This is a genomic window from Gottfriedia sp. NPDC057991 (genome assembly GCF_042886615.1).
Lineage (GTDB): Bacteria > Bacillota > Bacilli > Bacillales > Bacillaceae_G > Gottfriedia.
In genome coordinates, this window is record NZ_JBHVQN010000010.1 from 1 (window position 1) to 15,090 (window position 15,090).

Consider the following 15,090-nt stretch of genomic DNA (forward strand, 5'->3'; position numbering starts at 1 on the left):
CACACCCGTTCCCATACCGAACACGGCAGTTAAGCTCTTTTGCGTCGATGGTAGTTGGGGGTTTCCCCCTGTGAGAGTAGAACGTCGCCTGGTAACCAAAAACATCAGCTATTAGGCTGATGTTTTTTTTTGTTATCTTAAAATGCTGAGAGGATCAAACGAGATAAATCAAGTTAATAATTTTTTTAAAAAAAGTATAAAGGAAAAAAAGCTTCTTAAAAGAATTGTATAACATATATATTTATATACTGATAAAGAAAAATCGCCAATTGACGAGCCTTTAGGCAAAGACAGAGAGGTTATTGCACTTATATTTAATACCCAAGATTGGAAAATATGTCAATTTTTCTTCTAGGCTACCAATTTATACATTTCTTAATGTACAAAAAAAGATTAAGAGCTGTATCGTTTGGAAAAAATGGTAAAGAGATAATAGTTGAAATTTTTCATGAAAGGAATATAATAATAGTCAAAGATAGTCAAAGTCAGTAAAGGTGGTAAATAGATGAAGAATATATCAGATATTATTGAACAATATCTAATGCACTACTTTGACATATCCGATAAAGATTATGTCGAGATAAAAAGAAGTGAAATAGCAAATAAATTTGATTGTGTACCTTCTCAAATAAATTATGTAATTAATACTAGATTCACATTAGAAAGAGGATATGTAGTAGAAAGTAAACGCGGCGGTGGAGGGTATATTCGGATTATTAAAGTGCAATTTCATGATAAAGCGAGCGTAATTGATCAAATATTAAGTAGCTTTACTAATAATATTGCACAGTCTAGCTCGGAGGACTATATTCATCTACTACTTGAAAAAAGTGTAGTTACAGGGCGTGAAGCAAAAATGATGTTAAGTGTATTAGATCGTTCAGTAATAATGGTTAATTTACCTTATCGAGATGAGTTAAGAGCAAGAATGTTCAAGGCAATGCTAAGAAGTTTAAAGTACAAATAGAATATGGAGGTTGCCCATAATGATTTGTCAAGAATGTCAAGAGCGTCCGGCAACAATACACTATTCTAAAATTATTAATGGTGAGAAAATAGATATTCACTTATGTGAGAAATGCGCAAATGAATCGAACAATAAATATATTTTTTCTGAAATAGGTGGGTATTCTGTAAATGATTTGTTAGCTGGATTATTTAAAGGTAATACTGGTATTTATGAAATGAAGAAAAATAAATTTCATCAAGATTCCCATATTGAATGTCCTAGATGTAAGATGACTTTTCATAAGTTTACTAAAATTGGTCGTTTAGGTTGTTCAACTTGTTATGAAATATTTATGGATCAGATGAAACCAATTGTTAAAAGAATTCATAGTGGTAATGTATCGCATACAGGGAAAATACCTCAAAAGATTAATGGGGCAATCTCCTTGAAAAGGAAGCTACAAGACTTGAAATCTCAAATGAAATATTTTATTGATAAGGAAGATTTTGAGCAAGCAATTAAGATTCGGGATGAAATTCGTGAAATTGAAAAAGATTTACAAGCCCTTCAAAAGGAGGTGGAGTAAGTTACATGTCTATTAATCGAATTATAAATGAAGCCATCAGTCCATGGATGAAACAAGAAGGTCCAGACGACGATATCGTTTTAAGTAGTCGTATTAGGTTAGCTAGAAATTTCAGTGCATATTTGTATCCAACATTACTTAGCCAAGACAAGGCTAAAGAAATTTGTCATTTAGTTAAACATTATTTTGAAGGTAGTACAGCTTTACCAAACGGACCTTTTGAATATATTGAAATTAATAAGTTAGAACCAGTAGAGAAAAGAGTATTAATTGAAAAACACTTAATAAGTCCTAATTTAGTTCAAGAGTCGGTACATGGTGCATGTATATTATCTCAGGACGAACAAATTAGCATTATGATCAATGAAGAAGACCATTTAAGAATTCAAGCTCTATTTCCAGGTTTACAACTTAGAGAGGCACTTACTCAAGCGAATCATATTGATAATTATATAGAGAGTCAGCTTGAATATGCTTTTGATGAAACAATTGGTTATTTAACCAGCTGTCCTACTAATGTTGGTACCGGATTAAGGGCCTCGGTGATGATGCATCTTCCAGCACTGGTCATCACGAAACAATTTAACCGTTTAATTCCTACTATTAATCAACTTGGTTTAGTAGTAAGAGGAATTTATGGCGAAGGTAGCGAAGCATTAGGTAATATCTTTCAGATTTCGAATCAAATTACATTAGGGAAATCGGAAGAAGAAATAATAGAAGATTTAACCACAATTGTACAACAACTGATTAAACACGAGAAATCAGCAAGAGATGCACTTGCAAGAACTTCTATAATTCTTTTAGAAGATCGAGTTTTTCGTTCTCTAGGTACATTGAAATACGGAAGAATAATAGAAACAAAGGAAAGTGCTAAGTGTTTATCGGATGTACAATTAGGGATTGATTTAGGTTTGATTGATGGTTTATCTAAAAACTTTTTACATGAATTAATGATATTAACTCAACCAGGTATTTTACAACAGTATGTAGGTGATCAGCTTGCTCCCGAAGAAAGGGATATTAAAAGAGCATCACTAATACGCGAAAGGCTATCTAACAAAAATATCTAATTATATGGGAGGAACCAATTATGATGTTTGGTCGATTTACAGAACGTGCTCAAAAAGTATTAGCTCTTTCTCAAGAAGAGGCAATCCGAATTGGACACTCAAATATAGGTACAGAACATATTTTACTAGGACTTGTTCGTGAGGGAGAAGGTATTGCTGCTAAGGCATTACTTGCACTTGGATTAAGCCCAGAGAAAGTACAACAAGAAGTGGAAACATTAATAGGACGTGGTCAGGGAGTTGCCCAAACTGTACACTACACTCCTAGAGCAAAAAAAGTGATTGAATTATCAATGGATGAGGCTCGCAAATTAGGGCATTCATATGTAGGAACAGAGCACATCCTTTTAGGACTAATTCGAGAAGGAGAAGGCGTAGCAGCAAGAGTATTAAATAATCTTGGTGTTAGCTTAAATAAAGCGCGTCAACAAGTTCTTCAATTATTAGGTAGCAATGAAAGCTCGTCTAATCATCAAAATGGATCTGCTAATCAAGCAAACACACCGACATTAGACAGCTTAGCTCGTGATTTAACAGTATCGGCTAGAGAGGGTCGCTTAGATCCTGTAATCGGACGTGGTAAAGAAATTCAGCGAGTAATTGAAGTGTTAAGCCGACGCACTAAGAATAATCCAGTATTAATTGGGGAGCCTGGTGTAGGTAAAACGGCTATTGCAGAAGGATTAGCTCAACAAATTGTTAATAATGAAGTTCCAGAGATTTTAAGAGATAAACGAGTAATGACACTTGATATGGGTACTGTTGTAGCTGGAACTAAGTACCGTGGTGAATTTGAAGATCGTCTGAAAAAGGTAATGGACGAAATTCGTCAAGCTGGTAATATTATTCTTTTCATTGATGAACTTCATACATTAATTGGTGCAGGTGGGGCGGAAGGTGCAATTGATGCATCTAACATCTTAAAGCCATCATTAGCACGTGGTGAGCTACAATGTATCGGTGCAACAACAATTGATGAATACCGTAAATATATCGAAAAAGATGCTGCGTTAGAGCGTCGTTTCCAACCAATTCAAGTTGATCAGCCGAGTGTAGAGGAGTCAATTCAAATTCTTCAAGGCTTACGTGACCGTTATGAGGCACATCATAGAGTATCAATTTCTGACCAGTCAATTATTGAAGCTGTAAAACTATCAGATCGATACATTACAGACCGTTTCTTACCGGATAAAGCAATCGATGTTATTGATGAGGCAGGTTCTAAAGTACGACTACGTAGCTTTACTACACCGCCAAATTTAAAAGAATTAGAATTAAAATTAGAGGAAGTTCGTAAAGAGAAAGATGCAGCTGTTCAAAGTCAAGAATTTGAAAAAGCGGCATCATTAAGAGACTCAGAACAAAGATTACGTGAACAATTAGAAGATACGAAACGCCAATGGAAAGAGAAACAAGGTAAAGAAAATTCTGAAGTAACTGTAGAGGATATAGCGAATGTTGTATCATCATGGACGAATATTCCAGTTACAAAACTTGCTCAAACAGAGGCAGATAAACTGTTAAATATGGAAAGTGTTCTTCATAAACGAGTAATTGGTCAAGAAGAAGCAGTAGTAGCAGTTTCTAAAGCTGTACGACGTGCAAGAGCCGGATTAAAAGATCCAAAACGCCCAATTGGTTCATTTATTTTCTTAGGTCCTACAGGGGTAGGTAAAACAGAATTGGCTCGAGCATTAGCTGAAACAATTTTTGGCGATGAAGATGCGATGATTCGTATTGATATGTCGGAGTATATGGAAAAACATGCAACGTCTCGTTTAGTAGGGGCGCCTCCAGGATATGTAGGATATGATGAAGGTGGTCAATTGACTGAGAAAGTTAGACGTAAACCTTACTCAGTAATTCTATTAGATGAAATTGAGAAAGCTCATCCAGACGTATTTAATATTCTACTTCAAGTATTAGAAGACGGTCGATTAACCGATTCAAAAGGCCGCACAGTTGACTTTAGAAATACACTTGTTATCATGACATCAAACGTTGGAGCAAGTGCTTTAAAAACAAATAAATATGTTGGATTCAATATTAATGATGGAGAAAAAGATTACAAAGATATGAAAGGAAAAGTATTAGAGGAACTGAAAAAAGCATTCCGTCCCGAATTCCTAAACCGTATCGATGAAACAATCGTTTTCCATGCATTAGAGAAGAAACATATTAAAGAAATTGTTCACTTAATGGTTAATAGCTTAACGAAGCGTTTAAAAGAACAAGAAATTGAACTAGAATTATCAGATGCAGCAATTGATAAAATTTCAGATGAAGGATTCGATGCTGAATACGGAGCTCGTCCATTAAGAAGAGCAATTCAAAAACAAGTAGAGGATCGTTTATCCGAAGAATTATTAAAAGGTAATGTTGAAAAAGGCCGAAAAGTTATTCTTGATGTAAAAGATAACGAATATTTGATAAGATCAGAGGCTGAAACTGTAAATCAATAAGCAATTACAAAGTTCATACCTTTTATGAAGGATAAGTGAACAAATTAATTGTAAAGTTATCTAATTTGTGAAAAAGGGCGTGAAGCCCTTTTTCTTATATCAAAAAAGCGTTAGGATAGACTTAGAATACATACTCTATTAATATAGAAAATCATAGTAACAAAAGAGGTACTATACATATGGCTAAAAAAAATAAAACTAAATTCGTTTGTCAATCTTGTGGATATGAGTCAGTTAAGTGGATTGGAAAGTGTCCTGCATGTAACGAGTGGAATACAATGGTTGAGTTTATAGAACAGCCCGCTAGTTCAAGAAGACTAACATTTAATACAAATGCTACAGTAGAAGGAACGAAACCAATTTCAATCATGGAAGTAGAAATAGGCACTGAAACTCGTATCGAAACTTCCTTCGATGAATTTAATCGGGTTTTAGGTGGCGGGATCGTTTTAGGTTCATTAGTATTAATTGGTGGTGACCCGGGAATAGGTAAGTCGACGATGCTCTTACAGGTTTCCTCACAATTGGCTAAAAAGGATCATAAAGTTTTATATGTTTCAGGTGAAGAATCTCAAAAGCAAATAAAATTAAGAGCAGAACGACTAGGTGTCGCTACACAAAACTTATATGTTCTATCCGAGACAGATTTGTCTTATATTGCTCGATATATGGATGAGATGTCCCCTGATTTTGTTGTAATTGATTCGATTCAAACAATCTATTTACAAGAAGTAACATCTGCTCCTGGTAGTGTTTCACAAGTTCGAGAGTGTACTTCAGAATTAATGAAAATCGCGAAGACAAAAGGCATCCCAATTTTTATAGTAGGGCATGTGACAAAAGAGGGATCAATTGCTGGCCCACGATTACTGGAACATATGGTAGATGCAGTGTTATATTTTGAGGGTGAAAGACATCATACATTTCGAATATTAAGGGCAGTTAAAAATCGTTTTGGATCTACTAATGAAACAGGTATTTTTGAGATGAAAGAATTAGGATTAGTGGAAGTGCTGAATCCATCGGAAATATTCTTGGAAGAGAGACCTTTTGGAGTAGCAGGTTCAACTGTTGTTGCTTCTATGGAAGGTACTAGACCTGTACTTGTTGAATTACAAGCACTTGTCTCTCCAACGAGCTTTGGAAATGCAAGGCGAATGGCAACAGGTATAGATCATAATAGAGTATCGTTAATTATGGCTGTATTAGAAAAGAGAATGGGCCTTTTATTACAAAATCAAGATGCTTATTTAAAAGTTGCCGGAGGACTGAAGTTAGATGAGCCTGCTGTAGACTTAGCTGTTGCAGTAAGTATAGCATCAAGCTTTCAAGACAAACCTACTAATCCAACAGATGTAGTAATTGGTGAGATTGGTTTAACAGGAGAAGTTCGTAGGGTATCTAGAATAGAGCAAAGAGTACAAGAAGCAGCTAAACTTGGATTTAAAAGAGCAATAATTCCATCAAAAAATATTGGAGGATGGAGTTTTCCTGAAGGAATGGAAATAATAGGTATTAATACAGTACATGAAGCATTAAAATACGTGTTAGGAGGGTAGAGATGGAGGATCAAAAACAAAAAGCTAAATCAATGTTGCCAGTTTTAGAAATGATTGCTCCAGGTACACCATTGCGTGATGGCATTGATAATGTACTTAGAGCACAGACTGGTGGACTAATTGTACTTGGCTTTAATGATGAAACAAAAGAAATGGTCGATGGTGGTTTTCATATTAATGACCCTTTCTCTCCAGCTAGCTTATATGAATTAGCAAAAATGGATGGAGCTCTCATTTTAAATGAAACAGGGTCAAAAATCCTGTTGGCAAATGCACAATTGATACCAGATCAATCAATCTTTACAAAAGAAACTGGTATGCGTCATCGAACAGCAGAACGAGTGTCAAGGCAAACAGGAAACTTAGTAATTGCTATTTCGCAAAGACGTAATGTTATTACCTTATATAAAGGTAATTTACGCTATACACTGCGAGATATTGGCGTAATTTTAACAAAGGCTAATCAGGCGATTCAGACCCTTGAAAAATATAAAATTGTATGGAATCAAGGGATTACTTCACTTAGTATTTTAGAATTTGAAGAGCTAGTTACATTATTTGAAGTTGTAAATGTTTTACATAGTGTTGAAATGGTTCTTCGAATTAAAAATGAAATTAATAACTATGTAATTGAGCTTGGTGATGAAGGAAGACTGATTGAATTACAGTTAATTGAGATCATTTCGGACCTTGAGGAGGAGGCATTACTTTTAATAAAGGATTATCATTATAATAAGGAACAAGATCCAAAAAGTATTTTGCAAAAACTCCAAGAACTGGCAAATGAAGAATTGTTAGAGGATCATGCCATTATTAAATTGCTGGGTTATCCGAATAACACAAATCTTGAAGAAATGGTAGAGCCTAGAGGATATCGTATGTTGATGAAAATTTCTAGACTACCGCCACTAGTAATTGAAAATTTAACACAGCGATTTAAGCACCTTAAAGGGATCTACAAAGCTACTCTTGCTGAGTTAGATGATGTTGATGGAATCGGTGAAATTCGTGCAAAAAAAATCAAAGAAGGATTAAAACGAATTCAGGAGCAACTGTATATCAATAGACATAACTAAGTTATTTCGTCTAAGATAGAGTTAATTATTTATTTAAAGGAGGTGGCGAATTGATAAAGAGGATCGTTCAAGTTATTTATATTTTTGTCGGAAGTACTTTAGGTTTAGTACTTTTTCCACTATTAGATAAACTGTTGAAAACAGAGTTACCTAATATATTGCATAACTCTTATGTGCAAGCTTTAAGTGGAGCAGTGATCTTTTTTATTTTATCGCTTTGGTTAGTTGATCCAACAGTAACGTTTATCAAGTATATTGAGGAGAAATTATTAAAAGCTCCTATTTCAATGATTTTGTTTGGTAGTTTAGGACTTGTTTTTGGACTTATTCTGGCATTTCTTATTTCATTGCCAATTGACTCAATTAGATTACAGTATGTTTCATCAATTATTCAAATAGTTGTCACAATTTTATTAGGATATTTAGGTTTTCAAGTTGGGATTAAAAAGAGAGAAGAATTATTGAGTTTATTTACATTATCTTCAAAGGCTAAGAAAAAGGCTGCTGAAGATCAAGATACAGCATTCGATATTCCAGTTAAAATTTTAGATACTAGTGTAATCATTGATGGTCGTATTGCTGATATTTGTCAAACTGGATTCATAGAAGGAACAATTGTGATTCCACAATTTGTATTAGCAGAATTACAATATATAGCTGATTCCTCAGATACGTTAAAACGAAATAGAGGCCGAAGAGGATTAGATATTCTAAATAGAATCCAAAAAGAGCTAGCTATGAAAGTTGAAATCTACGAAGGGGACTTTGAAGATGTTCCCGAAGTAGATGCAAAATTAGTAAAGCTTACTAAATTAAAAAAAGGTATTTTAGTGACAAATGACTTTAATTTAAATAAAGTAAGTGAACTTCAGCAAATTAAAGTTTGGAATATTAACGATCTAGCAAATGCAATTAAACCAGTTGTATTACCTGGGGAAGTATTAACTGCCTTTGTAGTAAAAGAAGGTAAAGAAAAATTACAAGGTGTTGCTTATTTAGACGATGGTACAATGATCGTTGTAGAAGACGGTAAAGAATCAATTGGTAAACGAGTGGATACAGTCGTTACGAGCGTACTACAAACTTCTGCAGGTCGTATGATTTTTGCAAAAGTAAAGTAAGTTAGAGAGGTATACGTAAAATGCAATATAAGGTCATCATTCCAGCAGCGGGTTCTGGCTCACGAATGGGTGCAGGCTATAATAAATTATTTCTAAAAATAATTAGCTCGCCAATTATTGAATTAACTTTAAAAGTATTTGGCGAAGATCATCGTTGCAATGAGATTATCTTACCGATTAAAGAATTTGAAAAACAGTTCTTTGAAACTTTAAATTTGCCAAGCTGTATACAAAATAAAATAACCTATGTAAAAGGTGGAGCAGAAAGGCAAGAAAGTGTTTATAATGGTTTAGTTTCAATTAAGGATACTGAAAGCTTTATTTTAGTACACGATGGGGCGAGACCTTTTGTAACAAATGCAGTGATTGAGCGGATTCTTGAAAAAATGAATGAACATGAGGCAGTCATCTGTGCTGTTCCAATGAAAGATACAATAAAAAAAGTTATTGATCAAGAAGTCGTTGAAACAATCGATCGTTCTACACTTTGGGGAGTACAGACTCCCCAAGCTTTTACATACAAATGTTTAATAGAAGCGCATCAAAAAGCAATTGAAAATGGTTATTTAGGAACTGATGATGCAAGCTTAGTTGAATGGAACGGAAGTAAAGTTTTTGTAGTAAATGGAGATTATAACAATATTAAAGTAACAACTAAAGAAGATTTGTTTTTTGCTGAAACAATCTATGAACAATATAGAGGTTAGAAGGTGTTTACATGTTTAGAATTGGACAAGGGTTTGATGTTCACGCTTTTGCAGAAAATCGCCCATTAATTATTGGTGGAATTGAAATCCCATACGAATTAGGTTTATTAGGTCATTCTGATGCCGATGTTCTTCTTCATACAATATCGGATGCATTGCTAGGGGCTATTGGTGAAGGAGATATAGGTAGACATTTCCCGGATACGGATCCAGCTTTTAAAGATGCTGATTCAGCAAAACTACTTCAACACGTATTTCATATTGTTAAGGATAAAGGTTATGAGCTAGTTAACGCAGATTGTACGATTATTGCTCAAGCGCCTAAAATGGCACCATATATCCAATTAATGAGAGAGCGAATTGCAGAACTGCTTGAAACGACATCTGATTGTATTAATGTAAAAGCAACAACAACTGAAAAATTAGGTTTTACAGGAAGAAAAGAAGGAATTGCATCCCAAGCGGTTGTATTGTTACAAAAGAAGGCTTAAACTAATAAAGTATATTAATTATTCAGTGGAGAGTGTCTATAAATGTCAAATAGAGTAAGAGTTCGTTATGCACCTAGTCCGACAGGTCATTTACATATTGGAAATGCACGTACAGCATTATACGTATATTTATTTGCTAAGCATTTTAATGGTGATATGGTATTACGTATTGAAGATACAGATATAGAACGTAATGTTGAAGGTGGCGAAGAAAGCCAAGCGAAATATTTACACTGGTTAGGTATTGATTGGAATGAAGGTCCAGATAAAGGTGGCGAGTACGGTCCTTATCGTCAGCTAGAAAGACTAGACTTATACAAACAATATGCTAATGAATTAATTGAGAATGGTCATGCATACAAGTGCTATTGTACAGAGGAAGAACTTGCGGTGGAACGTGAAGCACAATTAGCCGCTGGTCATCCAACTACACGTTATAGCGGAAAATGCCGTCATTTAACAGCTGAAGAAAGAGCTGTAAAAGAAGCAGCAGGTGCAGAGTCCACTATTCGTTTTGCAGTACCTGCAAACGATACGTATGAGTGGGAAGATATCGTTCGTGGAAATATTAAATTTGAATCAAAAGATATCGGTGACTGGGTTCTTGTTAAAAAGAACGGAATCGCTACTTATAACTACGCGGTAGTAGTTGACGACGCATTAATGAAAATTAGTCACGTACTGCGTGGGGAAGAGCATATTTCTAATACTCCTAAACAATTAATGGTATATCGTGCATTAAATTGGGATGCTCCAGATTTTGGTCATATGGCAGTAATTGTGAACGAAAACCGTAAAAAGCTTTCAAAACGTGACGAATCTGTATTACAATTTATTGAACAATATCAAAATCTTGGTTACTTACCAGAAGCGTTATTTAACTTTATTGCTCTTCTTGGTTGGTCACCAGTTGGTGAAGAAGAAATTTTCAGCAAGGATGAATTAATTAAAATTTTCGATCCTAGCCGTTTAAGTTCTGCTCCAGCTATGTTTGATAAGCAAAAATTAACTTGGATTAACAATCGCTATATTAAAGAGCAACCATTAGAAAAAGTGGTAGAAATTTCATTGCCACATCTAATTCAAGCTGGTTTTGTAAATGAAGAACGCACTGCAGATGAAAACCTATGGGTTACAAATCTAGTAGCTTTATATCAAGACCAAATGAGCTTTGGTGCTGAAATTGTGGAATTATCAAGCTTATTCTTTAAAGAAGCATTAACATTCGGTGAAGAAGAGCAAGCTGTTATTTCTGAAGAGCATGTGAAGGAAGTACTTTCAGCATTAGTTGAAGAACTTAAAGCTTCTGAAGAATTTACAGTTGATTCGATTAAAGCTGCAATGAAATCAGTTCAAAAGTCAACTGGACAAAAAGGCAAAAAGTTATTTATGCCAATTCGTGTTGCAACAACTGGTCAATGTCATGGTCCAGAATTACCAGCAGCGATGACTTTATTAGGAAAAGAAAAAGTTATTGCTCGTTTACAACAAATTATTGGTTAACATTTTGATTAATTTGTAATATATATAAGTATTATTCATATAGGTAAAATGTTGATAGGGAAAAGTAAATGGTTACTCGTTACCCAGAGAGAATCACGTTGGTGAAAGTGATTTTAACAGTAGTCATGGAAGTGCCCCCTTGAGTCCTTGGCCGAAAAACACGTTTTAGTAGGCTAGGGCGGTGGAAACCGTTACATTACATGAGTTGAGATAATTTATTTTATCTAAACAGAGTGGAACCGCGCAAAAAGCGTCTCTGTGTATTTTAAGTACACAGGGACGCTTTTTATTTTTTATAGAGAAAAAATAAAATGCTTAATAAATTCTTTAAGGGGAAATGAAGATGCTAAAGTACATGAAGGAAGATATAGCGACGATATTTGAACGCGATCCAGCCGCTACTAGCTATTTAGAAGTTATTCTTACGTATGCTGGTTTACATGCTTTATGGCTTTATCGATTTGCTCATTATTTCTATCGGAAAAAATGGCACTTTATTGCAAGAAGTATTTCACAGTTTGCTCGTTTTTTAACAGGAATCGAGATTCACCCAGGAGCGAAAATTGGTAGACGATTTTTTATCGATCATGGAGCAGGAGTTGTAATTGGAGAAACATGTGAAATAGGCGATGATGTTACGATTTATCAGGGAGTAACATTAGGTGGAACTGGGAAGGAAAAAGGTAAGCGACATCCAACCTTATTGAGTGGGGTACTAGTAGCTACGGGTGCAAAAGTTCTAGGATCAATCACAATCGGAGAAAATGCAAAAATCGGTGCAAATTCAGTTGTACTAAAGAATGTTCCAAATAATACTACGGTTGTTGGTATACCTGGTAAGATAGTTGTTCAAGATGGAATTAGAGTAAATAATCAATTTGATCACTGTGATCTACCTGACCCAGTAGCAGATCGATTACTACAACTAGAAGCGGAATTAGAAGAGTTAAGAAGTTTAATGAGAATATCTGAAAGGAAGTAAAACGATGGCAATTCAAATTTATAATACGTTAACAAGGAATAAAGAAGATTTTAAGCCTATAGAAGAAGGTAAGGTCAAAATGTATGTATGTGGACCTACTGTATATAACTATATCCACATTGGTAATGCAAGACCTGCTATTGTTTTTGATTCAGTAAGACGTTATTTTGAATATCGTGGATATGAAGTTAACTTTGTTTCAAATTTCACTGATGTTGATGATAAGTTAATTAAAGCAGCAAATGAATTAGGTTCAGATGTCCCAACTATAGCAGATCGTTTTATTAATGCATATTTTGAAGATGTTCAAGCGTTAGGTTGCAAAACAGCAACGAATCATCCTCGTGTAATGGATAATATGGATATTATTATTGAGTTTATCGATGAACTTGTAAAAAAAGGTTATGCATATGAATCCGAAGGTGATGTTTACTTCAAAACAAAAGAATTTAACGGCTACGGTAAACTTTCACACCAATCAATTGAAGACCTTCGAATTGGTGAAAGAATTGAAGTTGGTGAAAAGAAAGAAGATCCATTAGATTTCGCTCTATGGAAAGCAGCTAAACCAGGTGAAATCTTCTGGGAAAGTCCGTGGGGGAAAGGTAGACCAGGGTGGCATATTGAGTGCTCAGCAATGGCAAAGAAATATCTTGGAGAAACAATTGATATTCATGCAGGTGGTCAAGACTTATCATTCCCACACCATGAGAATGAAATCGCTCAGTCAGAAGCCTTAAGCGGGAAAACTTTTTCAAATTATTGGATGCATAATGGATACATCAATATCGACAACGAAAAAATGTCTAAGTCATTGGGTAACTTTGTATTAGTGCATGATATTATTAAAATCGTTGATCCTATGTTATTACGTTTCTTCATGTTATCGGTGCATTATCGTCACCCAATTAACTATAGCGAGGACCTTTTACAAGAAGCTAAAAATGGTTTTGAACGTATTAAAACGGCTTACCAAAATAGTAAGCACCGTATAGAAAGCAGTACTAATTTAACAGAAGATGACAATAAGTGGTTAAAAGAAATAGCAGATGAAAAAGCTGTCTTCACAAAAGTAATGGATGATGATTTTAATACAGCTAATGCGATTTCAGTTTTATATCAATTAGCTAAATTGACAAATCAATATTTACTAGAGACACATACTTCTACGAATGTATTAAATCAATTAGTTGCAACTTTTGATGAATTATCAAATGTACTAGGCATTACACTTGTTAATGAAGAAGCAATGTTAGATGATGAAATCGAAGCATTAATTCAAAAACGTACAGACGCACGTAAAAACCGTGACTTTGCATTAGCGGACCAAATTCGTGACCAATTAAAAGAAATGAATATAATCATTGAAGATACTCCGCAGGGTATTCGCTGGAAAAGAGGATAACTTCATGATTGAAAGTAACCAAAATATTGATGCTAAACAACTAAACAGTTTAGCACTTGCTTATATAGGTGATGCTGTATATGAAATTTATGTACGTCATCACCTCCTTGAAAAAGGGACAGTGAGACCGAATCAACTTCACCGAGCAGCAACAAGCTTTGTTTCTGCGAAAGGACAAGCTAAAGTAATTAGAGAAATGCTTTCTACTGAGATATTGTCAGATGAAGAAGTTGCAGTTGTTAAAAGAGGCCGTAATGCAAAATCAGGAACTGTGCCAAAAAATACTGATGTACAAACATATCGATACGCAACCGCAATGGAAGCGTTAATTGGATACCATTATTTATTAAAAAATGAAGATAGACTCAATGCAATTGTACATTTTGCGATTCAATTTATTGAGAATGAAAAAGGAGCATAATATGTCTGAGGAATTTATTATTGGACGTAATCCAGTTATGGAAGCAATACGTTCAGGTCGTGATATAAATAAAATTTGGGTTAGCGAAGGAGCAAATAAAGGTCAAATCCATAAACTTTTAGAATTAGCTAACCAAAACAAAGTGATTGTTCAAACAGCGCCAAACAAGAAATTAGATGGAATGGTTAAAGGAAACCACCAAGGTGTAGTAGCACAAGTAGCTGCATATGAATATGTGGAACTTGATGATTTATTTGAAGTTGCGAGTAGTCGAAATGAACAACCGTTCTTCTTAATTCTTGATGAAATCGAAGACCCGCATAATTTAGGCTCAATTATGCGAACTGCAGATGCAGTTGGCGCTCATGGAATCATTATTCCAAAGAGAAGAGCGGTAGGTTTAACTGCAGCGGTTGCTAAAGCTTCTACTGGAGCAATTGAATACATTCCAGTTGCTCGAGTAACGAACTTAGCAAGAACTATAGATGAATTAAAAGAAAGAGGAGTTTGGATTTTTGGTACGGATGCAAAAGGTGCTGATGACTATCGAAACATGGATGGCCAGATTTCTCTTGGTTTAATTATTGGTAGCGAAGGTAAAGGCATGAGCAGGATCTTAAAGGAAAAATGTGATTTCCTAATTAAGTTACCAATGGTCGGTAAAGTTACATCGTTAAATGCGTCTGTTGCGGCTAGTTTATTAATGTATGAAATACATCGTAAGAGACACCCGCTTGGATCATAAAAAGAAAGAG

14 protein-coding genes, 1 rRNA gene and 1 other annotated feature are annotated in these 15,090 nt (G+C 34.7%); all 15 genes read left to right on the forward strand.

Going from position 1 to position 15,090, the window contains the following annotated elements:
* Nucleotides 1–93, forward strand: a 5S ribosomal RNA gene (rrf, locus tag ACFVR2_RS23615); the annotation flags it as partial.
* A 412-nt stretch (nt 94–505) separates the two neighbouring features.
* A complete protein-coding gene (locus ACFVR2_RS23620; RefSeq protein ID WP_387367667.1) occupies nt 506–967 on the forward strand; it encodes a CtsR family transcriptional regulator in 462 nt (153 codons plus the stop codon).
* 19 nt (nt 968–986) lie between these two features.
* On the forward strand, nt 987–1,535 hold the full coding sequence (mcsA, locus tag ACFVR2_RS23625) for a protein-arginine kinase activator protein McsA (protein WP_387367670.1): 549 nt from the start codon (nt 987–989) through the stop codon (nt 1,533–1,535).
* Nucleotides 1,536–1,540: 5 nt separating this feature from the next.
* Nucleotides 1,541–2,608 (forward strand): protein-arginine kinase McsB, encoded by a 1,068-nt coding sequence (mcsB, locus tag ACFVR2_RS23630; RefSeq protein ID WP_387367673.1) that lies wholly within the window; start codon nt 1,541–1,543, stop codon nt 2,606–2,608.
* 20 nt (nt 2,609–2,628) lie between these two features.
* Nucleotides 2,629–5,070 carry an ATP-dependent protease ATP-binding subunit ClpC gene (gene clpC, locus ACFVR2_RS23635; protein WP_387367676.1) on the forward strand — a complete coding sequence of 814 codons (2,442 nt, stop codon included), beginning with the start codon at nt 2,629–2,631 and terminating at the stop codon, nt 5,068–5,070.
* 179 nt (nt 5,071–5,249) lie between these two features.
* The gene (gene radA / locus ACFVR2_RS23640; RefSeq protein ID WP_387367679.1) at nt 5,250–6,629 is read left to right on the forward strand and encodes a DNA repair protein RadA; all 1,380 of its coding nucleotides are present in this window, start codon (nt 5,250–5,252) and stop codon (nt 6,627–6,629) included.
* Between the two features lie 2 nt (nt 6,630–6,631).
* Entirely contained in the window at nt 6,632–7,705 is a 1,074-nt protein-coding gene (gene disA / locus ACFVR2_RS23645; protein ID WP_056467333.1) for a DNA integrity scanning diadenylate cyclase DisA, read from the forward strand.
* Nucleotides 7,706–7,755: 50 nt separating this feature from the next.
* A complete protein-coding gene (locus tag ACFVR2_RS23650) occupies nt 7,756–8,826 on the forward strand; it encodes a PIN/TRAM domain-containing protein (RefSeq protein ID WP_387367682.1) in 1,071 nt (356 codons plus the stop codon).
* Between the two features lie 20 nt (nt 8,827–8,846).
* Entirely contained in the window at nt 8,847–9,533 is a 687-nt protein-coding gene (gene ispD / locus ACFVR2_RS23655) for a 2-C-methyl-D-erythritol 4-phosphate cytidylyltransferase (RefSeq protein ID WP_387367685.1), read from the forward strand.
* Between the two features lie 11 nt (nt 9,534–9,544).
* Complete coding sequence (ispF, locus tag ACFVR2_RS23660; RefSeq protein ID WP_056467343.1) at nt 9,545–10,024, forward strand: 2-C-methyl-D-erythritol 2,4-cyclodiphosphate synthase; 480 nt, start codon at nt 9,545–9,547, stop codon at nt 10,022–10,024.
* A 42-nt stretch (nt 10,025–10,066) separates the two neighbouring features.
* Entirely contained in the window at nt 10,067–11,527 is a 1,461-nt protein-coding gene (gene gltX / locus ACFVR2_RS23665; RefSeq protein WP_387367688.1) for a glutamate--tRNA ligase, read from the forward strand.
* Nucleotides 11,528–11,569: 42 nt separating this feature from the next.
* Nucleotides 11,570–11,788: a binding site (T-box leader), on the forward strand.
* A gap of 82 nt (nt 11,789–11,870) precedes the next feature.
* The gene (cysE, locus tag ACFVR2_RS23670) at nt 11,871–12,509 is read left to right on the forward strand and encodes a serine O-acetyltransferase (RefSeq protein WP_387367691.1); all 639 of its coding nucleotides are present in this window, start codon (nt 11,871–11,873) and stop codon (nt 12,507–12,509) included.
* Between the two features lie 4 nt (nt 12,510–12,513).
* Nucleotides 12,514–13,914 carry a cysteine--tRNA ligase gene (gene cysS, locus ACFVR2_RS23675; RefSeq protein WP_387367694.1) on the forward strand — a complete coding sequence of 467 codons (1,401 nt, stop codon included), beginning with the start codon at nt 12,514–12,516 and terminating at the stop codon, nt 13,912–13,914.
* A gap of 4 nt (nt 13,915–13,918) precedes the next feature.
* Entirely contained in the window at nt 13,919–14,335 is a 417-nt protein-coding gene (locus tag ACFVR2_RS23680) for a Mini-ribonuclease 3 (protein WP_387367697.1), read from the forward strand.
* 1 nt (nt 14,336) lies between these two features.
* Nucleotides 14,337–15,080 (forward strand): 23S rRNA (guanosine(2251)-2'-O)-methyltransferase RlmB, encoded by a 744-nt coding sequence (gene rlmB, locus ACFVR2_RS23685; protein WP_387367700.1) that lies wholly within the window; start codon nt 14,337–14,339, stop codon nt 15,078–15,080.
* Nucleotides 15,081–15,090 lie beyond the last annotated feature (10 nt).

What these genes read in the sequence shown, in the direction of transcription:
- ACFVR2_RS23680 (WP_387367697.1), top strand. Translation starts at nt 13,919, where the DNA reads ATGATTGAAAGTAACCAAAATATTGATGCTAAACAACTAAACAGTTTA.
- ispD (WP_387367685.1), top strand. Translation starts at nt 8,847, where the DNA reads ATGCAATATAAGGTCATCATTCCAGCAGCGGGTTCTGGCTCACGAATG.
- cysS (WP_387367694.1), top strand. Translation starts at nt 12,514, where the DNA reads ATGGCAATTCAAATTTATAATACGTTAACAAGGAATAAAGAAGATTTT.
- ispF (WP_056467343.1), top strand. Translation starts at nt 9,545, where the DNA reads ATGTTTAGAATTGGACAAGGGTTTGATGTTCACGCTTTTGCAGAAAAT.
- radA (WP_387367679.1), top strand. Translation starts at nt 5,250, where the DNA reads ATGGCTAAAAAAAATAAAACTAAATTCGTTTGTCAATCTTGTGGATAT.
- clpC (WP_387367676.1), top strand. Translation starts at nt 2,629, where the DNA reads ATGATGTTTGGTCGATTTACAGAACGTGCTCAAAAAGTATTAGCTCTT.
- mcsB (WP_387367673.1), top strand. Translation starts at nt 1,541, where the DNA reads ATGTCTATTAATCGAATTATAAATGAAGCCATCAGTCCATGGATGAAA.
- gltX (WP_387367688.1), top strand. Translation starts at nt 10,067, where the DNA reads ATGTCAAATAGAGTAAGAGTTCGTTATGCACCTAGTCCGACAGGTCAT.
- rlmB (WP_387367700.1), top strand. Translation starts at nt 14,337, where the DNA reads ATGTCTGAGGAATTTATTATTGGACGTAATCCAGTTATGGAAGCAATA.
- cysE (WP_387367691.1), top strand. Translation starts at nt 11,871, where the DNA reads ATGCTAAAGTACATGAAGGAAGATATAGCGACGATATTTGAACGCGAT.
- mcsA (WP_387367670.1), top strand. Translation starts at nt 987, where the DNA reads ATGATTTGTCAAGAATGTCAAGAGCGTCCGGCAACAATACACTATTCT.
- disA (WP_056467333.1), top strand. Translation starts at nt 6,632, where the DNA reads ATGGAGGATCAAAAACAAAAAGCTAAATCAATGTTGCCAGTTTTAGAA.
- ACFVR2_RS23620 (WP_387367667.1), top strand. Translation starts at nt 506, where the DNA reads ATGAAGAATATATCAGATATTATTGAACAATATCTAATGCACTACTTT.